The sequence below is a fragment of the Ensifer sp. R-19 genome (assembly GCF_049905105.1).
GTDB lineage: Bacteria > Pseudomonadota > Alphaproteobacteria > Rhizobiales > Rhizobiaceae > Ensifer.
The window spans coordinates 2,503,289-2,521,699 of the sequence record NZ_CP184569.1; the positions used below are offsets into that span (position 1 = coordinate 2,503,289).

An 18,411-nucleotide genomic window follows, 5' to 3' on the forward strand; every position below is an offset into this window, starting at 1 on the left:
CTCCCTGAGAACCAGCAACGGGGCTGTGAGAAGGAAGGTGCGACTGAACGTGCGTCTTCGATAGTGAGGCGCAAGCACCAGCGACGCGATGTGTTTCAGAATTGAGACAGGCGGGCTTGGATACCGTGCTGCAGTGCAGCAAACTGGGCGGCAAGTCTGCGGTTGCTTCAGTCAACGTTTGCCCCTCATCCCCCTGCCGGGACCTTCTCCCCGTCGTCACGGGGAGAAGGGGCAAGCGGCATGCTCCCCATTCCCCCAAGGATCAGGGCCACCACAATCGCAAAGACCGCTCGGGGCCACGCCCCCTCTCCCCGTCTGCGGGGAGAGGGTTAGGGTGAGGGGCAGCCTTCAGATGGGTAGGAAGATCAGTTGACCTGGAGCCGCTTCATCTTGCGGTAAAGGGTGGCGCGGCTGATGCCGAGCAGCTCGGCCGCCATGGAGACGTTGCCGCTGGCACGGGAAAGAACACGCCGGAGCGCCGCGCGCTCCGCATCGGGAAGCTCGGCGGCATCGCCTGACGTGTCCTCTCGAAGAAGGTCGGAGGCCGGAACCCCGGCGGCGATGCGCCGGTCGTCGAGGTCGAGCCATTGCCGTGCGGCACGCGTTGCACCGAGCACGAGGTCGTCGCGGTCGACGGCAAGGAGCGCCGGCCCGGCTCGATCCACTGGCACCAGCACGATGCGCGCACCGGCGAAGGCACGACGGAAGAGGCCGGCCTCGATGCGCGCGGCGGCGTCACGAACCGCCTGCGACAGGATCGACATGGTGATCTCGGAGGCATCGTCACGGCAGGTTGAAATGTCGATGGCCGCCGCCAATCGCCCGCGATGATCGCGGATCGGCGCGGTCGCGCAGCTCAAGCCGATATTGCTGCTCAGGAAATGCTGATCGCGCTGGATGACGACGGCGCGCTCATCGGCGATCGCCGTGCCGATGCCGTTGGTGCCCACATTCGCCTCGCTCCAGACCGTTCCCGACCAGAGCCCGACGCCGCGAAATTCAGCGTCGTCGCCGACCGCTCCGCGCCGCTCGAGCGCCACGCCGTCATTGTCGGTGAGGAGCAGGCAGCAGCCAGCCCTGCCGACGGTCGCAAACAACCGGTCGAGTTCGATGCCGGCCTCCGCCAGCAGCTCACCGGAGCGCTCGCGGACGGAGCGAAACTCGCTGTCCGACAGCCGAAGCGGCGTACGGGCTTCCTCCGGAGCAAGCTTATGCAGGGTCATGCAGCGCCGCCACGACGCGGCCACCGATGAGCTCGCCGCCGCCGAAGACTGGTGCGCGACCCGATAGACAAGTTCCGAATGATCCCTGACGGCAGGCATCGGCTTCCTCCCTGAAAGCGTCGACCGGCGGAAGGCGGATGCGACCGATCTCCCAAACGGCGCACCTGCTTGGGCGGCACTATAGCCAACGATCTCCGCAAAGGTCCAGCCAGACGAAGGTTCGAGGGTCAGCCCCCCTCAGCGAGTTTGATCGGTGCATCACGCGGCCGATATCGACAGCGCGCCCGAATGTGATACGCGAAAGGATCAGATCGCCGCGACTCACCCCCACAACAGCCGGTTGCCGCCATGTTTCGTGACTTCTCGCCCCAGAGCCTCTTCATGGGCCTGCTGATCGCCTTCGTCGGCTTCGCCAGTTCCTTCGCCGTCGTGTTGCACGGCCTGACCGGAGTCGGCGCCAGCGAAGCACAGGCTGCCTCCGGGCTGATGGCGTTGTCGATCTCCATGGGCGTCTGCGCGATTGTCATCAGCGCCATCACGCGGCTGCCGGTCAGCATCGCCTGGTCGACGCCGGGTGCCGCACTGCTCGCGAGCGCGGGCGTCGTCGAAGGCGGCTTCAACGCTGCCGTCGGCGCCTTCCTCGTCTGTGGGCTGCTCGTCGTCGTCGCCGGCCTCTGGAAACCGCTCGGCCGCCTGGTTTCGGGCATTCCTGCCCCGCTCGCCAATGCCATGCTCGCGGGGGTGTTGCTCAGCCTCTGCTTCGCGCCGGTCAAGGCGATCGCCTTCAATCCGCTTCTCGGCTTGCCGATCCTCATCGCCTGGGCGGTCGTCGGCAGCGTCAACAAGCTCTATGCGGTGCCGGCCGCGCTCGTCGCTTTCGTACTCGTCATCGCCTTCGGCGTCGAAGTCCCGGCGGGCGCCTTCTCTACCCTGTCCTCGGCGCTGGTGCCGACCGTCGAGTTCGTGACCCCACAGTTCAATGTCGCAGCCATGGTCAGCATTGCGCTGCCGCTCTTCATCGTCACCATGGCCTCGCAGAACATCCCCGGCATCGCGGTGTTGAAGGTCAACGACTATCACCCCGCCCCCGGGCCGCTGTTTGCGACCACCGGCCTCTTTTCCATGCTGAGCGCGCCGTTCGGCGGCCACGCGGTCAATCTGGCGGCGATCACCGCCGCCATGTGCGCCGGAAGCGATTCCCATCCCGATCGCAACCGACGCTACTGGTCGGCGATCAATGCCGGCGCCTTCTACATTCTCTTCGGGCTGCTTGCCGGCGCCGTCACCACCTTCGTCAGCCTTGCGCCTTCCATCCTGATCGAGGCGGTGGCCGGCCTCGCGCTCGTCGGCGCCTTCGCCAGTTCCGCCATGGCCGCCTTCACCGAGGCAAAGACACGCGAGGCGGCCGCCATCACCTTTCTGGTGACGGCATCGGGCGTCAGTTTCGCCGGTGTTTCCGGGGCCTTCTGGGGTCTGATTGCCGGTGGGCTGATGCTGGCGCTTGCGCGTCTTACCCAGAAAAAGGCCTGAACCCGCGGCAAAGCTTGCATTTCAAGCCGATCTCGTCTATGCACCGCCCCGTCCGCGTAGACACCCTTGGAGGCAACGCGGATGAAGCCCATGTGGCTTCGGTTCATCCGCCATGTCGGATGAGCTCTCCAGATTTAGACATAGAAAGGTCTACCCATGAGCCACGCAACTTACGAGCTCAAGGCCGAGACGCGCGAACGGGTTGGTAAGGGGTCCTCCCGTGAACTTCGTCGCAACGGTCTTATCCCGGCTGTCATCTACGGTGACAAGCAGGCCCCCCTTTCCATCGCACTCTCCACCAAGGAAGTGACGATGAAGATCCACGCCGGCGGTTTCATGACCACCGTCGCGGTCATCGACGTCAACGGCGAAAAGATCCGCGTCCTGCCGAAGGACTACCAGCTGGATCCGGTCCGTGACTTCACCATGCATGTCGACTTCCTGCGCGTCTCCAAGGACAGCCAGGTTACCGTTGAAGTTCCGGTTCACTTCGAAAACGAAGAGAAGTCCCCGGGCCTGAAGGCTGGCGGCGTTCTGAACATCGTTCGCCACGAAGTCGAACTCAACGTTTCGGCCAACGACATTCCGGAATTCCTCAGCGTCGATCTCTCCGGCCTCAAGGTCGGCGATGCCGTTCACATTTCCAACATCAAGCTGCCGAAGGGCGCGACCCCGGTTATCACCGACCGCGACTTCACCATTGCAACGATCGTTGCTCCGGCCGGTGGCGTGAAGGAAGAAGCCGAAGGCGAAGCAGAAGCCTGATTGGCTTTTGGGTGACTGGCGAAAAGCCAGTCCCGCTGCACTTCATCGAGAGCCCGTCCCATTCGTTTGGGGCGGGCTTTTTGCATTGGTCCACAGGCCTCTCGCCACACAGCGCCGGCATCGCGTCTCATCATTTATCACGAAGCGATTTCAGCAACATTTAAGGTTTTGATGATGTTCTTCTGTCGGGGAAACTGGGGCTCAGACTGAAGAGAATCCGAAATGAAATGCGTGGCAGCACCTTCCAAGGCGTGCATCCGATGATGCATTCCGTGGAGAACCGATTTATTGCGATTGTCTGTGGCGCAATGCTCGTTTTCATTGCCCCTCTGCTCGTTCTCTTCCTGAGTATATCCAGCGACCGCATCGCACGCGAGCGGATTCACAACATCGAACTGCTGATGGCCGCAAGCGCCGAGGCGCTGGGCAAACCCATCTGGGACTTCGACAGCGACGGCATAAAGCACATCGCCCGATCGCTGATAAACGGCACCGATATCCTCTCTGTCACCGTCCGCGACCAGACCGGCTCGATCCTCGCCCAGATGCCGCTCGGCGGCGCTGTGCCCGGCACCAAGGACCGGATCCTCAGCCTGCCCATTTCCTATCAGTCCATGGATGGGATGAAGGAGATCGGTCGCATCGAGGTGAGAGTGCCGACGCCCGGCCTTCTGTCGCAATTCAGCAAGGACGAGCTGGCGATCCTCGCCATCCTGCTCTTCGCCGTCGCAATCGTCTTCGCCGCAGCCCTCGTCGGCAATCGCTTCACGGTGATGCGCCCGCTGATGCGCCTGACAGCGGCGATCGAGGCGACGCGCCGGCTCGGCTCACGCCACCGGGTCGACTGGACCTCCGACGACGAAATGGGCGCGCTTGCCGCCAATTTCAACGAGATGCAGGACCGGCTCGAGCGCGAAGAGACCGAACTGAAGAATGCGCACGAACGCGTCACCGATATCTACAACCTGACGCCCGCGATGCTGTTCTCGCTCGACGTCGACGGACGCCTGCTCGCCGTCAGCGACTACTGGCTGCTGGCGACCGGTTACGATCGGGACGACGTCATCGGCCGCGACTTCGTCGATTTCATCGATCAGCACTGGCACGAAACCTATCGCAGCCATGCCAAAACGATCGCGGTCGGCGACCATGAGATCCGGGAGGTCACCGTTCCTTTCCGCAAGACGGATAGCCAGCTGATGACGGTGCTGATCCAGGAGACGAAGGCGACCGGTGAAGGCAGCCTGTCGCTCTCCGTCATGACCGATGTCACGGCGCTGAAGCAGGCGGAAAGCCGCAACCACACCCAGGCGATCACCGACCACCTCACCGGCCTGCTCAACCGCCAGGGGTTCGAAGCGGCACTCGACGACGCGATCCAGCAGGCCGACGAATGCGGCATGCAGCTTGGCTGCCTGTTCATCGATCTCGACCGCTTCAAATGGATCAACGACAATTTCGGCCATGCGGCCGGCGACGAAGTGTTGCGCCACACGGTCGAGCTCATCCGTGACGCGCTGAGCCCCGGCGACATCATGGCCCGCCTCGGCGGAGACGAATTCGCCATCCTGATTTCCGACCGGGACGCGGCTGCGCTCGCAAGCGAGATCGGCGAACGCATCGTTTCGGCACTGCGCGAGCCGATGCCGATTGCCGGCAACGAACTGCTCGTCAGCGCCAGCGTCGGCATCTCGGTCTACCCGGCCCATGCGGAAAACGCCTCCGACCTCCTGCTCAAGGCGGATATGGCCATGTATGCGCGCAAGCACGATGGCAAGAACGGCCTGCAGCTGTTTGACGCCAGCATGCTCGACGCTTCCCGCGAGCGCCATGAGATCGAACAGTGCATCGAGGCTGGGCTGAAGGACGACCACTTCGAGGCCTGGCTGCAGCCGATCGTCAGCCTTGCCGACGGACAGATCGCCGGCTTCGAGGCGCTGATGCGCCTCAACCACCCGGAAAAGGGCCTGATGCCGCCCGGCAAGATCATCGGCATTGCCGAGGAAACCGGCACGATCGCCCGCATAGGCGACCACATCCTCGAAAAGGCGATCCGCCATCTGGCTGCGATCTCCGAGCTGGACGGCACGCAGAACACCTACCTAGCCGTCAATTTCTCGCCGCTGCAATTCGAGCTGACGCTGCCGCACAAGCTCGCCGCACTGCTCCTGAAGCACCATATTTCGCCAAGCCGGATCGTCGTCGAGATCACCGAAGCCGTCCTCATGCTCGACAATCCGGAAGTGCACGCGGTGCTGAAGCAACTCAACGAATTCGGCTGCCGCATCGCGCTCGACGATTTCGGCACCGGCTATTCATCGCTGAGCTACCTCAACCGTTTCCCGGTCGATATCGTCAAGGTCGACCAGTCCTTCACCCGTTCGCTGAGTTCCGGCACCGCCGACATCCGCCGCAAGAGCCGCATGCTGATCAAGGGCATCCGCACGATCTCGCACCAGATGGGCTGCACCGTCGTTGCCGAAGGCATCGAGACGAAGGAGCAGTGGCAGCTGCTGCGCAAGCTGGGTGTCGATTGCGGCCAGGGCTATCTCTTCAGCCGGCCGATGCAGATCGACAGCATGCTGAAGATGCTGGAAAGCGACTCGGAGGCAAAGACGGCGGCGGTGGCAGACAGGCGGGCATGATGTTCGCTGCCAGCGGTCACGCTCTCCGATGGAGGTTCGGGACGCGGCAGCACTGCGCGGATACCGCAAGGCATGCAGCAAAAGGAGGAAAGCACGTGAAGGCGCTGATCCCAATATTTTTCCTCGGTCTCTTCACGACCGCTGAGGCACAGACGATCAAGTTCGTCACCGAGGAGTACCCCCCTTACAACTTTTCGACCGAGAACGGTCCGAGCGGTGCTGCGGTAGATCAGGTCAAGCGGATCATGGAGCGGCTGAAACAGCCTTACACGATCGAGGTTCTGCCCTGGGCGCGGGCCTTCATGCTGGCCGAAACCGATCCGGCCTATTGCGTTTTCACCACCGGCCACGACGCCGAACGCGACAAGAAGTTTCTATGGGTCGAACCTCTGCTGGTCGATCATATGGTTATGGTTCGCCACGCCGGCTCAAACATAGCACCGGCTTCGCTGGAAGCAGCACGTCAGTACACCGTAGGCACCCAGCGCGAGGATTTTTCCGCAACCTATCTCAGGGACCACGACTTCCCGAAGATCGACTATGCCGCAAACCTCAATTCGAGCGTGAAGAAGCTGATCGCCGGACGCGTCGATCTGCTGATGACGTCAGAGAAAACCTTCCAGAGCATGCGCGCCGAGGGCAAACCGGTCGAGGCGGCGCTGGTGCTTGAAGGCAAGCTCTACGGCATCGCCTGCCACCGCGATGTATCGCGGGCAACCGTCGCCGCGATGCAGCGCGAACTGGACCGGCTGGTCGGCAACGGCACCCAGGACGAAATCTTCAAGCACTACGGCCTCACGCCGAATGCCAGCCTGCGCGCCGAGAAATAAGCGTTGACTTCCCGCGGGCACGATGATCTTGGATGGCCCCACCCCGAAATCATCGACGCGTGACGACATGCTGATCATCGTAGGGCTTGGCAATCCAGGTTCGAAATACGCCACCAACCGGCACAATATCGGCTTCATGGCGGTCGACGTCATTCACCGCCGGCACAGCTTTTCCTCCTGGTCGAAGAAGTTCAAGGCCGAGATCGCCGAAGGCGAGATCGGCGGCGAACGCGTGCTCCTGATGAAGCCGCAGACCTTCATGAACCTCTCAGGCGAAGCGGTCGGCGAGGCCATGCGCTTCTACAAGCTGCAGCCGAAGGATATTACCGTCATCTATGACGAACTCGACCTGCCGGCCGCCAAGGCGCGGCTCAAGGTCGGCGGCGGCCATGGCGGCCACAACGGCATCAAGTCGATCGATGCCCATTGCGGCAAGGAGTATCGCCGCCTGCGTCTGGGCATCGGCCATCCCGGCGTCAAGGACCTCGTTCACGCCCACGTTCTCGGCGATTTCGCCAAGGCCGACCAAGCCTGGCTGATACCGCTGCTCGACGCCATCGCCGACAATGCCGACATGCTGGTGCGCGGCGAGGATTCCCAGCTTCTGAACAAGATCGCGCTCGCGACCGGCGGCAAGCCGGAAGCGGACAAGCCCGAAACCCCGAAGAAGCAGAGCGCGCAATCGCACATCCACCAGGCGCGCAATTCAGCCCAGCCAAAGAAGCTGCCGGCGACCGGCCCGATGGCCGACATGCTGAAGAAGATGTTCGGCTCGAAGGGCGACTAGCTTCCCGTTTCCGGAGCGAGCACTAGTTTTCGCTCAGGTCGGCTTTGAAGACCGGCCTGGAGCACGCCCTATGAGCCTCCCGGTGATTGACTGGCTTCTCGCTTCGGATCCTTCGATCCGCTGGCAAGTGATGCGTGACCTGCTGGATGCCCCGGAACCTGTGTGGAGGGCCGAGCGAGCCAAGGTGGAGACCGAAGGCTGGGGCGCCAGACTGCTTTCGCATCAGGACGACGACGGCCAATGGGCGGGCGGCGCCTTCGTTCCGGCTGGTTTTGACGCGCGCGAGTGGTCCGAGCGCGGTCAACCCTGGACGGCCACGTGCTTTTCGCTGTCGCAGCTTGACTTCTTCCGCATCAAACGGATAGCCGCGAACCTGAAAGAGACCCGAACGCCTAGGCGGCTCTGTGCGCTGCCAGAAAGATCCGCACCGCCTCGGCCGCATGGGCCTGCAAGACGTCAGGCGCCGGAATGGCGCCGTCGCCGAGCAGCATGGCGTCGTTCACCGGCCCACCCATGACGAGCCAGTTGAAGAACCCGCCAGCGACCTGCACATCCTTCACCCGGATGTCGCCCTTATCGCCATAGCGCTTGAAGGCGACGGCAAGCCGCCTGATCGAGCGCATCGGTCCGCGCTCGTGCAGCGCTTCGCCAAGCTGCGGAAAGCGCTCGACCTCGGCAATCACCAGGCGCCGCACCTGCATCAGCCGCGGCGTCATCACGATCGTCAGCAGCTGGGTGGCATAGTCGAGCAGGAATTCCTCGATCGGCTCATCGCCGTCAGGATCGGCGACCTGCTCCTGGAACTCATCGCCTGCCCCACCCGTCATGCTGCGCACGACCTCCAGAAACAACGCCTCCTTGCTCTGGAAATGGGAATAGACGGTCTGCTTCGACACCTCCGCCGTCGCCGCGATCTCATCCATGTTGGTGCCCAGAAAGCCGTGTTTCAGGAAGAGATCGCTTGCTGCCGCCACGATCCCCTTGCGGGTGCGCTCCATGCGCGTCTTTGCGCCGTTGCTCAATCCTGCCCCTCCGCCTTGCTGCACGTCACAAATCATCTGCCCCACACGATAGGCCAGTCGGATTGACAAATCAAACTGGACGGTACAGTCTAGTTAGTGAGACGATGTCGGGAGAGGGCCATGGTGAAACCACAAGCAAGAAATCGAATTGCCGCCTGCCGCTGCGGGCTGGTTGCCTTTGAAGCCGTCGGCGAACCGATCGTCGGCGCCGCCTGCTATTGCAGCAGCTGCCGCACCGCCGGCGAGCGCTTCGAGGCCCTGCCCGAAGCCTCGCCTGTGCTGGAAGCCGACGGCTCGACGCGCTTCGCGCTCTACCGGAAAGACAGGATCCGCTGCATCAGGGGCAGCGAGCTTTTGCGCGGGCATCGGTTGACGCCCGAGGCGCCGACGCGAAGGGTGATTGCGAGTTGCTGCAACGCCGCGATGTTCCTCGAATTCAAAGGCGGCCACTGGCTGAGCGTCTACAATCAGCGTTTCGCCCCGGACGAACAGCCGCCGCTCGAAATGCGGACCATGACGAAAGATCGTAAGGCAGGCGTCGAATTCGCCGATACACTGCCGAGCTACAAGACGCATTCGGGCCGCTTCATGTGGCGGCTTTTGACCGCCTGGGCGGCCATGGGATTCAAGGCGCCCAGGATCGACTATGTGAAAGGCGAGGCCGATGGCATCTCAGGCTGAGAAGATCGAGATCGAAAACATCGTCTCTCCCGGCCATAAATACCGTGTCGACCGGGTAAAATACGAGGCAATGCGCGAAGCCCTGCTCGCGGTTCTGCCACCGGCCACACCAGGGCTGACCGTTGCGGAAGCGATGGAGCGGCTATTGCCGTTGTTGCCGCAGGACCTTTTCCCCGAGGGTGCAAAGGCCGGCTGGTGGCTGAAGGCGGTTCAGCTCGATCTCGAAGCCAAGGGCACGATCAAGCGGGATGCAAGCAAGCCGCTTCGTCTACATAAGAAAACATAAAGCGAACCGGCGACCCCCGCCATCCTTCGTACCGGCCGCTCGTTATTCCTCGGGTTCGGTGGTGAAGAGCAGCGGAAAACCCGCTTCCTTGGCAAGATCGGTCGCCGCCTTGGCCTTGGTTTCCGCAATGTCGCGCACACAGACGACGACCACCGAAGTGCCCATCTTGTGCGCCGTCATCATCACGCGGTAGCCGGCCTCCTCGCTCATATGGAACACGGCCTTGAGCACGCCGACGACAAACTCGCGCGGCGTATAATCGTCGTTGAGCAGCATGACTTTGTAAAGTTTCGGCCGTTCGAGCTTCGGCTTGACCTTCACTTTGATTTTTCTGGCAACCTCGTTGTCACTCATCGGAACCACCCCGTTGATGACAGAAAGAACGGAAATTCCTTAAACCAGAACCGATTTAGGGACAAAATCGTGAAGCAGATCTAAATGTTACAGCGACGCGCGGCGCTATATGCGCACTATCCTACGGGCGGGCGCACCGATCAAGCAAAAGCAGGGGCGGCAGTCACCGTCGGTCAGTTGGCGGGCCAGTGCCCGACGAACATCGTCGCCGCCTCGTCATAGGAGCGGGCCCGCTCCAGTGCCGCCTCGGGCGCCTGCTTGCGCGCAAGAAGCGCATGATAGAAGCAATGCACGAAGAGCGGCGCATCGGCCCCTTCGGGCGAACCATCGGGAGCGACGTAGAGGGCTGCGCCACCCGCCCCGACAAAGGCATCGCCGTATGCCTTGCCGCCGGTTTCGCAGCAGGTGCTGAGAGCGATCTTGCCGCCGAGCCTGGCATGCTCGGCAACGACCGAAGGCGGCAGGCTACCGTCGACTAGCATCGATGTGTCGATGCCTTCGCAATACTCGCCGAAGACGAAACCATTTTCGTCGCCGTGACCGCAAATGACCAGATGCTGATGCACGAACTCGCCGCCGGCGATCAAGGTCAGGAAGTCCCCGGGTGTCCCCGGCAGATGCAGCGTGACGACGGCGCTAAGGCTCTCCAGCATGGAACGGATCAGCAGGGCTTCAAGCGTGTCGCCGATATCGACGACGGCCACCGGCACGCGCGGGAACATGAATTTCTGATCGATCAATGTGGGCTCCTCAGATTTTTCACCGCGACGGGGCCGGCGGATTTCTGAGGGCATATGCGGGCCCAAATACCGCGCGTTCAACGGCGCAAGCCCCTTATTTACCGTGAACGGGGTGTCCACCCTTGACCAGGAAGCGCCCTTCCCGCATAGCCACGCCAACGGAATTTAAGGATACGGACGAGACCCCATGGGCTTCAAATGCGGTATTGTCGGGCTGCCGAACGTCGGCAAGTCCACGCTCTTCAACGCACTCACCAAGACGGCGGCCGCTCAGGCGGCCAACTATCCCTTCTGCACCATCGAGCCGAACACCGGCGAAGTGGCGGTGCCGGACCCGCGCATGCGCAAGCTTGCCGACATTGCCAAGTCGAAGGAAATCATCCCGACGCGCATCTCCTTCGTCGACATCGCCGGCCTCGTGCGTGGCGCGTCGAAGGGCGAAGGCCTCGGCAATCAGTTCCTCGCCAACATCCGCGAAGTGGATGCTGTCGTGCATGTGCTGCGCTGCTTCGAGGATGATGACATCACCCACGTCGAAGGCCGCATCCACCCGGTCGCAGATGCCGAGACGATCGAGACCGAGCTGATGCTCGCCGACCTCGACAGCCTTGAGCGCCGCACCGAGCAGACCCGCAAGCGCGCCGGCGGCAAGGACAAGGACTCCATGGCGCAGCTTCCGATCATGGAAGCCTCGCTGAAGCTGCTGCAGGACGGCAAGCCGGTACGCACGCTGCTTGCCAAGCTCGATGCCGAAGAACTGCGCATTCTGCAGAGCCTCAACCTCCTGACCGCCCATCCGGTGCTCTACGTCTGCAACGTCGCCGAAAGCGATGCGGTCGACGGCAACGAACACACCCGCGCGGTTGCCGAAATGGCAAAGGCGCAAGGGGCCGAAAGCGTCGTGATCTCGGCGGCGATCGAATCCGAAGTGGCACAGCTGCCGGAAGAAGAATCCAAGGAGTTCCTGAGCGCGCTCGGCCTAGAAGAAGCCGGTCTCGACCGTCTGATCCGCGCCGGCTACAAGCTGCTCGACCTCATCACCTACTTCACCGTCGGCCCCAAGGAAACCCGCGCCTGGACGATCCAGCGCGGCACCAAGGCACCGCAGGCGGCCGGCGTCATCCACACCGACTTCGAGCGCGGATTCATCCGTGCCAACACGATCGCCTACGAGGATTACATCACGCTCGGCGGCGAAGTGGGCGCCAAGGAAGCCGGCAAGGCGCGCGACGAAGGCAAGGAATACGTCGTCCAGGACGGCGACGTCATCCACTTCCGCTTCAACACGTAAGACGTGGCGCGGCGATCTTGCGTAGCAGGCGCAAGATCAAAGAGACAAGGCGCGCTGCAACGGTGCAGCGCACGCAGAGAACTCGGTATCACGGCGCGGCATGCAACCGCGCCGTTATCGTTTGCGGTAGCAGGTCCATGACCATGCGGCGCAACCGCTGCCAGAAGATGCCGATGAAGAGTACGGTCACGCCGACCACCGCGAAGGCGACGAAGACGTAGCTGTCGAGCGACGCGCCGGTCTGGCTCAGCATCGTCCACACCGCGCCCCCGAGCGACACCAGCCCCGACGTGACGAACGCACGCCGGTCGATGACCAGCCCGACCAGCATGAAGGCCGCAACGATCAGGATCGCGGCAACCGCTTGGCCGAAGCCGGCCTGACCGTCCCACCAGGTGCTGCCACCGTTCGACAGGAAAACCAGGCCCATCAGTGCGTAGAGCAATGCCGGTGCTGCGGCCAGGTGCAGCCAGAATGCCGTATCGGAGCGCGCGGTCTCACGCTGTGGATCGGAAACGTCGTAGCGCATGGCGGCCGCAAAAAGGCCCAAGGCTCCAACAAGAACGGTGAGCGCGAGAAGCATGAAATGGTCTTCGTTGGCAAGGTCGATCCCCAAGATCTTCTCGAGGGCAAGAAGGATCGCGACCACGCAGACGAGTGCGATCGATACCATCAATCCGGCCAGCGCCAGTGGCACACGATAGCGCCAGTAGAACAGGCCCAGCGGGATCGGGAACGCCGATAGGTAGGCGAGTGCAAAGATCAGCGGTTTCCAGGCATCCTCCTGCTCGCTCACGAACAACAGTGACGTCGTCCCGACCCAGTGCACGAGCGCGACCGTCAGCGCCACCGACGGCAGTGCCAGCCGTTGGCGCCGCACCAGGATTTCGGCCAGGATGAGAATGACCGGCAGCGTTGCGAACGGACCACCCAGACCCCAAAGGCCGATCAGCACGACAATGACGCCGGTGGTGATCAGGATATCGTGAAATCCCCGCACGAAGCGCGGCTGCTCGCTGTCTTCGGCTGCACGCGCATCAAGCGCAGCGTCATGTCGCTCCGCGGCGGCATCCGGCGCCGTCGGCCCGAAGATCATGCCGCGGTCCGCAAGATAGGCTTCCAGATCTCTCACCTGGTTCGCTGAGATGATCCCTTTTTCGGCAGCGCCTGCGAGCGCTCTGTTCAGTTCGGTCACGAATGCTCCTCGATCAAGCGCCGGCGGATGCGCCAGCTAGACAGGTGGTTGCATGAACGTCCGGCATGCGCAACCTGGAAATTCAGCCCGCGCTGCCTCGCAACAGAGCCGCTCAAATGGATTCCGCTTCGATAAATTATGCAGTAGGTAGACGGCAGCAAATCAGACGGGACAACTCAAGCATGCTGTATTTCGAGGATTTTTCCGAAGGGCGGCGTTTCGACTACACGCCGGTCGAGATGAAGCCGGCGGAGATGATCGCCTTCGCCAGTGAGTTCGACCAGCAGCCGATGCATCTCGACGAGGAAGCGGGAAAACGCAGCATTCTTGGCGGCCTTGCCGCGTCCGGCTGGCACACCAGCGCCGTCGGCATGCGCATGATGCTCGACGCCTTCATGGGCAATTCGACGTCTCAAGGGTCGCCCGGCATCGACTTCATGGACTGGAGGAAACCGGTCATCGCCGGCGATATCCTCAACGGCTTCAGCCTCGTGCTCGAGGCGCGGCGGTCGAAATCGAAGCCCGAACTCGGCATCGTCAAATTCCGCAACGAAATCACCAACCAGGCGGGTGAGCCCGTAGCGGTCTCCGAATGCACCGTTCTCTTTCGCTGCCGCGAGAAGGGGCAAGCCTGATGATGACGATGGAAGAATTTTACGCCGCCAGGGCCAGGACCGCCATCGGCAGCCTGACCTTCACGGCCGAAGACATCATCCGCTTCGCCCGCGACTTCGACCCGCAGCCTTTTCATCTCGATGAGGAAGCGGCACGGCATTCGCTGTTCGGCGGGCTTTGCGCATCGGGCTGGCATACCAGCGCCGGATGGATGCAATGCTTCGTCCGCTTCTGGAGGAACGAGCAGCGCCGGCTCGCCGCCGAGGGTCTGCGTGCGCCGAACCTCGGCCCCTCGCCCGGTTTTCGCGATCTCAAATGGTTGAAGCCGGTCTATGCCGGCGACACGGTCACCTATTTCGTGACCTTCCTCGAAAGCCGCTCGCTCACCTCGAAACCCGGCTGGCGGATCAACACGATCCTGTGCGAAGGCGACAACCAGCACGGCGAGGCGGTGATCCGCTTCGAGAGCAAGGTGATCGAGTTCGTGTAGCAACGAGCGCCGCCTTCGGGCGACGCCCCTCCAGAGACATCTTAATTCCAGCGCGGTTTGCGCGTAAAATCAGCATCAGACAAAGCGCGGTGCCGCCTGTCACTTACCCCGTGCGGGATGCCCGCCTTGCATCAAGGAAACGGGAGTGTTGGCCATGGAAAAAACCCATGTCTGTGAACTGGCGGACGCCTATCTGCGTCTTGGCGGCCATCGCCGTGTCGTGATCGACGATAACGAGACATCCGTCAGAAGTTGGGAAGACGAGCCTCCGGAAGCCGAACAGTTTTGGCAAAAGGAAGTAGAGACACTGCCACCCGCCACACAGCGTGAAGTTCAGCTGATGTTGCGGACGATCAATCGCCTCTGAAGCGATCGAAAATGATCCGGTGCGGAACGGCAGCGCGGATTTCGATCCGCGATGCCGCTATCGCCCATCAGGATCAGTGACCTTCGAATTCGATCAGCGTGCGGACATTGACGCCAAGCGCTTCGAGCTTCTTGCGCCCACCGAGATCGGGGAGATCGATGACGAAGCAGGCGGCGACGATATCGGCGCCCATCTGCTTCAGAAGCTTGGTGGCCGCTTCCGCCGTCCCGCCGGTCGCAATCAGATCGTCGACGAGGATCACCTTCTCGCCCGGCTTGATCGCGTCCTTGTGCATTTCCATTTCGTCGACGCCGTATTCCAGGCTGTAGGCGATGCGCACGGTGTCGTGCGGCAACTTGCCCTTCTTGCGGATCGGCACGAAGCCGGAAGAAAGCTGGTGTGCAATCGCGCCACCGAGGATGAAACCGCGCGCTTCGATGCCGGCGATCTTGTCGATCTTGGTACCGGCGTAGGGATGCACCAGTTCATCGATCGCGCGGCGGAATGCGCGCGGATTGCCGAGCAGCGTGGTGATATCGCGAAACATCACGCCCGGCTTCGGATAATCAGGAATGTTCCGGATGGCGGAGATCAGTTCCGATTGAACGGTGGTCATGGGCAAAAGGGCCTTTGCGTCTCTTGTTACCGCAAACCCATAACACCATCGGCCTCTTTGTCTATAACGGTTTCTTCTCGCGTCGTCGGCGGGAACAATTGGCCGCCCTTGGGGGTTGATGCTACTCTAATCGTGCGGTCGCCCGACCGGCGCGCCGCGCTCTCGCATCAAACTTTAGACAGGGAAGGAAGCACCATGCGCCTGTTTGAATGCGGTTCCCTCGTCCCGGGTTGCGAATGGCACACGCGCGCCGACAACGATGCCGAAATCGTGCGCCGCGCCGTCGAGCACATGCGCGAAACGCACGGCGAGACGGTTATTCGCGAAAACATGATCGACAACATCAAGGCCCGGATCACCGACGAATCCAAGGCGGCGTAACCGTCCGGCCAAGGCGGCGTAAGCCGTCCGGCCAAGGCAGGGTAGCCGTCCTCAAGGCGGCGCTAGCCGTCCGATTAGTCCGGCTGCACCATGGCTTCGAGCCGGGCGATGAGGTTTGCCCGGTCGAGACTGAAGTTGCGCTCGATCCAGAGATTTTCGAGCTCCCCGAGGATTTCGCCCACGCGCGGGCCGGCCGCAACGCCGGCCTTCAGCACGTCGCCGCCATTCAGCGGGAAGCTCGGCCGCTTCCAGGCCTCGGCGCGTACCAGCAGCCGGCGCAGTGACGCGGTCTCGGACAAAAGCGCCGGGTCGCCTTCCGACTTGCGCCGTGCCGTCGCCAGCGCCAGCCGCAGCCCTATGACAATCCCCTCCACGCCATGACGATAGAGCAACCGATCGAAGGCCGTATCGACGGTGGTCGCGGGGACCGCCGGCGCCTTGGCCCAGCGGTTGAAATAGGCAGCTTCCGCTTTCGACAGACGCAGACGCTCCGCCATTGCCTCCAGGCGCTCTTCGTCCGGCGGTACGATCGCGGCCAGGCGCAGAAGCGGATCCGGTGCCCAGCCAAAGGCGCGCTCGGCGGCAACGATATCCGGGATCGCGTCGATGCCCCATTTTTCCGTTTCCGGCAGAATTTCGGTGAGCACACCGGCTTGGCGCATCCACAGCAGCGCGCGGCCGGGATCGGCGGCGGAAAGCAACTTCTTTGTTTCGGCCCAGACCCGCTCGGCCGAAAGCGTTGCAAGCTTCGAGCGCGCCCTGGCACAGGCGCGCAGGCCCTCGGCATCCGGCCTGCCGCTGCCGTAGTGGGCGAAGAAGCGGAAGAAACGCAGAATGCGCAGATAGTCCTCGGCAACCCGCTCTGAAGCATCGCCGATGAAACGCAGCGTGCGCGTCTCGATGTCCGAGAGCCCGCCGACATCGTCGAACACGTCGCCGCGGTCGTTGGCGTAAAGTGCATTGATGGTGAAATCCCGCCGTTCGGCATCCGCCTTCCAGTCGCTGCCGAAAGCGACTTCCGCGCGGCGGCCATCGGTCGAAACGTCACGCCGGAGCGTCGTGACTTCATAGGGCGTTCCGTCGATGACGAGCGTAACGGTGCCATGATCGATGCCTGTCGGCACCACCTTGATGCCTGCCGCCTTCGCCCGCTCGAACACTTCGTCCGGCCGCCAGGTGGTCGCCATATCGATGTCGCCGGCCGGCAGCCCCATCAGGCTGTTGCGCACCGCGCCGCCGACGACCCGGACCTCGCCGCCCTCGACGTTCAGGACCTCGAAAACACGGCGGAGAGAGGGCGATGAAAACCAGCCTTCGCCGGCAACGGAAGTCATGCGTAAAGCCTTTCATAGAGCATGCGGAGAATGCCGGCGGTGATACCCCAGATGTTGCGATCACCATAGGGCATTCGATAGAAATGCCGCTCCTCGCCCTGCCAATGCCCGCGACCGCGGGCGTGATTGCTCGGGTTCATCAGGAAGGACAGCGGCACCTCGAAGACGCTTTCGACCTCGTCCGGATTGGCGATCAGTTCGAAGCCGGGCTTGACCACTGCCAGCACCGGAGTAATCCGGAAACCGGACATGGCCATGTAGTGCGGCAGCCGACCGATGGTTTCGACGAAGCGCGGATCGAGGCCGATCTCCTCCTGCGCTTCGCGCAGCGCCGCCACTTCGACGGAACGGTCCTCGGGGTCGACGGCCCCGCCGGGAAAGGCAACCTGGCCGGAATGCTTGCGCAGGCTCGCCGTGCGCTGGGTCAGGATGACGCTGGCATCGTCGCCATCGTCGACGACGGGCACGAGCACTGCGGCATCCTTCAGATGCAGCGTCTCCAGATAGGGCACGATGCCCGGATTGAGCAGGAAATCGCCATGGTCGCGCCAGGAGGTTTCCACCGGTCCGCCCATCTGGGTCAGCGCACGTCGACGGAATTCGTCAGCGGAGAAGAGATGCCGGTTCATCGCGACAGCGCTTCCAGCTCTGCCGCCGGCATGATCGGGAAGACGGCGCCGCCCGAGCGCACGCAGAACATCTCGGTGCCATCGACTTGCTGCGTCTCACCGAGTTCGACGATTTCGTACATGACGGGCCGGGAGACCAGCGCCTCCAGGCGCCCGCGCACATGCAGATATGGTTTCAGCTCCCGGTTCTCGCCGTGGATGACGAAGCGCAGCGGATGCTCCGGCCCGGCTTCGACCACATCGCCGACATTGGTGCGGAAGGTCAGGACCTGGCCCTGTTCTCCCTCGGTCATGCTCATTTCGACGGCCACGAACGGCGCATCGACGATGCGGATGCCGACCTTTTCCACAGGGGTCACGAGATAGGTGCGCCCATCCTCGTCCTTGCGCAAAACGGTGGAAAACAGCCTGACCAAGGGCTGCCGGCCGATCGGTGTGCCGAGATAGAACCAGGTGCCGTCGGCGCGGATCTCCATGTCGATGTCGCCGCAGAACGGCGGATTCCAGCGGTCCACCGGCGGCAGGCCGCGCGCCTTTTCGCCGGTCTGCCCCGCAGCACGCGCAATCAGTGCCGCCAGTCCGGCGGCATCGCCGGTTTGCTGAATTTCGGCTTCTGCCATTGTTCCGTCC

21 protein-coding genes and 1 pseudogene are annotated in these 18,411 nt (G+C 62.8%); 13 read left to right on the plus strand and 9 right to left on the minus strand.

The genetic code is table 11. The annotated features are described in order from the left end of the window. Window positions 1-365: 365 nt before the first annotated feature. Window positions 366-1,322 carry a helix-turn-helix domain-containing protein gene (locus tag ACN9MO_RS12295; protein WP_057253128.1) on the minus strand — a complete coding sequence of 319 codons (957 nt, stop codon included), beginning with the start codon at window positions 1,320-1,322 and terminating at the stop codon, window positions 366-368. A gap of 249 nt (window positions 1,323-1,571) precedes the next feature. On the opposite strand from ACN9MO_RS12295, the gene ACN9MO_RS12300 reads away from it, so the two are divergent. The 6 genes and pseudogenes from ACN9MO_RS12300 to ACN9MO_RS12325 form a co-directional block, all read left to right on the plus strand. Continuing rightward, entirely contained in the window at window positions 1,572-2,753 is a 1,182-nt protein-coding gene (locus ACN9MO_RS12300; protein WP_057253126.1) for a benzoate/H(+) symporter BenE family transporter, read from the plus strand. Window positions 2,754-2,909: 156 nt separating this feature from the next. Further along, window positions 2,910-3,518 carry a 50S ribosomal protein L25/general stress protein Ctc gene (locus ACN9MO_RS12305; RefSeq protein WP_057253124.1) on the plus strand — a complete coding sequence of 203 codons (609 nt, stop codon included), beginning with the start codon at window positions 2,910-2,912 and terminating at the stop codon, window positions 3,516-3,518. Window positions 3,519-3,778: 260 nt separating this feature from the next. Next, window positions 3,779-6,163, plus strand: a complete 2,385-nt coding sequence (locus ACN9MO_RS12310; protein ID WP_057254337.1) for a putative bifunctional diguanylate cyclase/phosphodiesterase — start codon at window positions 3,779-3,781, stop codon at window positions 6,161-6,163. Window positions 6,164-6,258: 95 nt separating this feature from the next. Beyond that, entirely contained in the window at window positions 6,259-6,993 is a 735-nt protein-coding gene (locus tag ACN9MO_RS12315; RefSeq protein ID WP_113133456.1) for a transporter substrate-binding domain-containing protein, read from the plus strand. 67 nt (window positions 6,994-7,060) lie between these two features. Next, window positions 7,061-7,780 carry an aminoacyl-tRNA hydrolase gene (gene pth, locus ACN9MO_RS12320; RefSeq protein ID WP_093234029.1) on the plus strand — a complete coding sequence of 240 codons (720 nt, stop codon included), beginning with the start codon at window positions 7,061-7,063 and terminating at the stop codon, window positions 7,778-7,780. Window positions 7,781-7,850: 70 nt separating this feature from the next. Beyond that, window positions 7,851-8,129 (plus strand): annotated as a pseudogene (locus ACN9MO_RS12325) (squalene cyclase); the annotation flags it as partial. Window positions 8,130-8,172: 43 nt separating this feature from the next. Here ACN9MO_RS12325 and ACN9MO_RS12330 read toward each other — a convergent pair. Beyond that, window positions 8,173-8,802, minus strand: coding sequence for a TetR/AcrR family transcriptional regulator (locus ACN9MO_RS12330; protein ID WP_425985032.1), 630 nt, complete (start codon window positions 8,800-8,802; stop codon window positions 8,173-8,175). 120 nt (window positions 8,803-8,922) lie between these two features. Between ACN9MO_RS12330 and ACN9MO_RS12335 the strand changes: the two genes are divergently transcribed. Then, entirely contained in the window at window positions 8,923-9,483 is a 561-nt protein-coding gene (locus ACN9MO_RS12335; RefSeq protein WP_425985035.1) for a GFA family protein, read from the plus strand. After that, window positions 9,467-9,769: a DUF6958 family protein gene (locus ACN9MO_RS12340; RefSeq protein WP_113133455.1), complete on the plus strand. Its 303-nt coding sequence runs from the start codon at window positions 9,467-9,469 to the stop codon at window positions 9,767-9,769. The genes ACN9MO_RS12335 and ACN9MO_RS12340 overlap by 17 nt, the downstream gene beginning before the upstream one ends. Before the next feature lie 42 nt (window positions 9,770-9,811). Here the strand turns inward: ACN9MO_RS12340 and clpS are convergent, their stop codons facing one another. Both clpS and ACN9MO_RS12350 read right to left on the minus strand, forming a co-directional pair. After that, the gene (gene clpS, locus ACN9MO_RS12345; RefSeq protein WP_113133454.1) at window positions 9,812-10,123 is read right to left on the minus strand and encodes an ATP-dependent Clp protease adapter ClpS; all 312 of its coding nucleotides are present in this window, start codon (window positions 10,121-10,123) and stop codon (window positions 9,812-9,814) included. A gap of 173 nt (window positions 10,124-10,296) precedes the next feature. Next, entirely contained in the window at window positions 10,297-10,863 is a 567-nt protein-coding gene (locus tag ACN9MO_RS12350; RefSeq protein WP_113133453.1) for a hypothetical protein, read from the minus strand. Window positions 10,864-11,050: 187 nt separating this feature from the next. Here ACN9MO_RS12350 and ychF point away from each other — a divergent pair, with 187 nt between their 5' ends. Further along, on the plus strand, window positions 11,051-12,154 hold the full coding sequence (gene ychF / locus ACN9MO_RS12355; protein WP_057253112.1) for a redox-regulated ATPase YchF: 1,104 nt from the start codon (window positions 11,051-11,053) through the stop codon (window positions 12,152-12,154). A gap of 88 nt (window positions 12,155-12,242) precedes the next feature. Here ychF and ACN9MO_RS12360 read toward each other — a convergent pair whose 3' ends face one another. Further along, the gene (locus ACN9MO_RS12360; RefSeq protein WP_425985040.1) at window positions 12,243-13,349 is read right to left on the minus strand and encodes a hypothetical protein; all 1,107 of its coding nucleotides are present in this window, start codon (window positions 13,347-13,349) and stop codon (window positions 12,243-12,245) included. A gap of 182 nt (window positions 13,350-13,531) precedes the next feature. Here ACN9MO_RS12360 and ACN9MO_RS12365 point away from each other — a divergent pair, with 182 nt between their 5' ends. The 3 genes from ACN9MO_RS12365 to ACN9MO_RS12375 all read left to right on the plus strand — a co-directional run bounded on the left by ACN9MO_RS12365 (window position 13,532) and on the right by ACN9MO_RS12375 (window position 14,821). Then, complete coding sequence (locus ACN9MO_RS12365) at window positions 13,532-13,984, plus strand: MaoC family dehydratase (RefSeq protein WP_112994348.1); 453 nt, start codon at window positions 13,532-13,534, stop codon at window positions 13,982-13,984. Further along, window positions 13,984-14,454: a MaoC family dehydratase gene (locus ACN9MO_RS12370; protein ID WP_082616006.1), complete on the plus strand. Its 471-nt coding sequence runs from the start codon at window positions 13,984-13,986 to the stop codon at window positions 14,452-14,454. Before ACN9MO_RS12365 ends, ACN9MO_RS12370 begins: the two co-directional genes overlap by 1 nt. A gap of 154 nt (window positions 14,455-14,608) precedes the next feature. Then, window positions 14,609-14,821, plus strand: a complete 213-nt coding sequence (locus ACN9MO_RS12375; RefSeq protein WP_057253108.1) for a hypothetical protein — start codon at window positions 14,609-14,611, stop codon at window positions 14,819-14,821. A 73-nt stretch (window positions 14,822-14,894) separates the two neighbouring features. Here the strand turns inward: ACN9MO_RS12375 and ACN9MO_RS12380 are convergent, their stop codons facing one another. After that, entirely contained in the window at window positions 14,895-15,437 is a 543-nt protein-coding gene (locus ACN9MO_RS12380) for an adenine phosphoribosyltransferase (protein WP_057253106.1), read from the minus strand. A 195-nt stretch (window positions 15,438-15,632) separates the two neighbouring features. Here ACN9MO_RS12380 and ACN9MO_RS12385 point away from each other — a divergent pair, with 195 nt between their 5' ends. Continuing rightward, window positions 15,633-15,818 (plus strand): DUF1059 domain-containing protein, encoded by a 186-nt coding sequence (locus ACN9MO_RS12385; RefSeq protein WP_057253104.1) that lies wholly within the window; start codon window positions 15,633-15,635, stop codon window positions 15,816-15,818. 74 nt (window positions 15,819-15,892) lie between these two features. Here ACN9MO_RS12385 and ACN9MO_RS12390 read toward each other — a convergent pair whose 3' ends face one another. From ACN9MO_RS12390 to ACN9MO_RS12400, 3 genes are read right to left on the minus strand one after another with little or no spacing between them, the layout of a single operon-like run. Continuing rightward, window positions 15,893-17,152, minus strand: coding sequence for a CCA tRNA nucleotidyltransferase (locus ACN9MO_RS12390; RefSeq protein ID WP_113133452.1), 1,260 nt, complete (start codon window positions 17,150-17,152; stop codon window positions 15,893-15,895). Then, window positions 17,149-17,781, minus strand: coding sequence for a CoA pyrophosphatase (locus tag ACN9MO_RS12395; protein WP_057253100.1), 633 nt, complete (start codon window positions 17,779-17,781; stop codon window positions 17,149-17,151). Before ACN9MO_RS12395 ends, ACN9MO_RS12390 begins: the two co-directional genes overlap by 4 nt. Further along, on the minus strand, window positions 17,778-18,401 hold the full coding sequence (locus tag ACN9MO_RS12400; RefSeq protein ID WP_113133451.1) for a DUF1285 domain-containing protein: 624 nt from the start codon (window positions 18,399-18,401) through the stop codon (window positions 17,778-17,780). The genes ACN9MO_RS12395 and ACN9MO_RS12400 overlap by 4 nt, the downstream gene beginning before the upstream one ends. Window positions 18,402-18,411 lie beyond the last annotated feature (10 nt).

Coding starts and splice junctions, on each gene's coding strand:
- ACN9MO_RS12400 (WP_113133451.1), bottom strand. CDS start 18,401: ATGGCAGAAGCCGAAATTCAGCAAACCGGCGATGCCGCCGGACTGGCG.
- ACN9MO_RS12295 (WP_057253128.1), bottom strand. CDS start 1,322: ATGCCTGCCGTCAGGGATCATTCGGAACTTGTCTATCGGGTCGCGCAC.
- pth (WP_093234029.1), top strand. CDS start 7,061: ATGCTGATCATCGTAGGGCTTGGCAATCCAGGTTCGAAATACGCCACC.
- ychF (WP_057253112.1), top strand. CDS start 11,051: ATGGGCTTCAAATGCGGTATTGTCGGGCTGCCGAACGTCGGCAAGTCC.
- ACN9MO_RS12305 (WP_057253124.1), top strand. CDS start 2,910: ATGAGCCACGCAACTTACGAGCTCAAGGCCGAGACGCGCGAACGGGTT.
- ACN9MO_RS12365 (WP_112994348.1), top strand. CDS start 13,532: ATGCTGTATTTCGAGGATTTTTCCGAAGGGCGGCGTTTCGACTACACG.
- ACN9MO_RS12385 (WP_057253104.1), top strand. CDS start 15,633: ATGCGCCTGTTTGAATGCGGTTCCCTCGTCCCGGGTTGCGAATGGCAC.
- ACN9MO_RS12310 (WP_057254337.1), top strand. CDS start 3,779: ATGATGCATTCCGTGGAGAACCGATTTATTGCGATTGTCTGTGGCGCA.
- ACN9MO_RS12335 (WP_425985035.1), top strand. CDS start 8,923: ATGGTGAAACCACAAGCAAGAAATCGAATTGCCGCCTGCCGCTGCGGG.
- ACN9MO_RS12375 (WP_057253108.1), top strand. CDS start 14,609: ATGGAAAAAACCCATGTCTGTGAACTGGCGGACGCCTATCTGCGTCTT.
- ACN9MO_RS12380 (WP_057253106.1), bottom strand. CDS start 15,437: ATGACCACCGTTCAATCGGAACTGATCTCCGCCATCCGGAACATTCCT.
- ACN9MO_RS12390 (WP_113133452.1), bottom strand. CDS start 17,152: ATGACTTCCGTTGCCGGCGAAGGCTGGTTTTCATCGCCCTCTCTCCGC.
- clpS (WP_113133454.1), bottom strand. CDS start 10,123: ATGAGTGACAACGAGGTTGCCAGAAAAATCAAAGTGAAGGTCAAGCCG.
- ACN9MO_RS12395 (WP_057253100.1), bottom strand. CDS start 17,781: ATGAACCGGCATCTCTTCTCCGCTGACGAATTCCGTCGACGTGCGCTG.
- ACN9MO_RS12370 (WP_082616006.1), top strand. CDS start 13,984: ATGATGACGATGGAAGAATTTTACGCCGCCAGGGCCAGGACCGCCATC.
- ACN9MO_RS12300 (WP_057253126.1), top strand. CDS start 1,572: ATGTTTCGTGACTTCTCGCCCCAGAGCCTCTTCATGGGCCTGCTGATC.
- ACN9MO_RS12340 (WP_113133455.1), top strand. CDS start 9,467: ATGGCATCTCAGGCTGAGAAGATCGAGATCGAAAACATCGTCTCTCCC.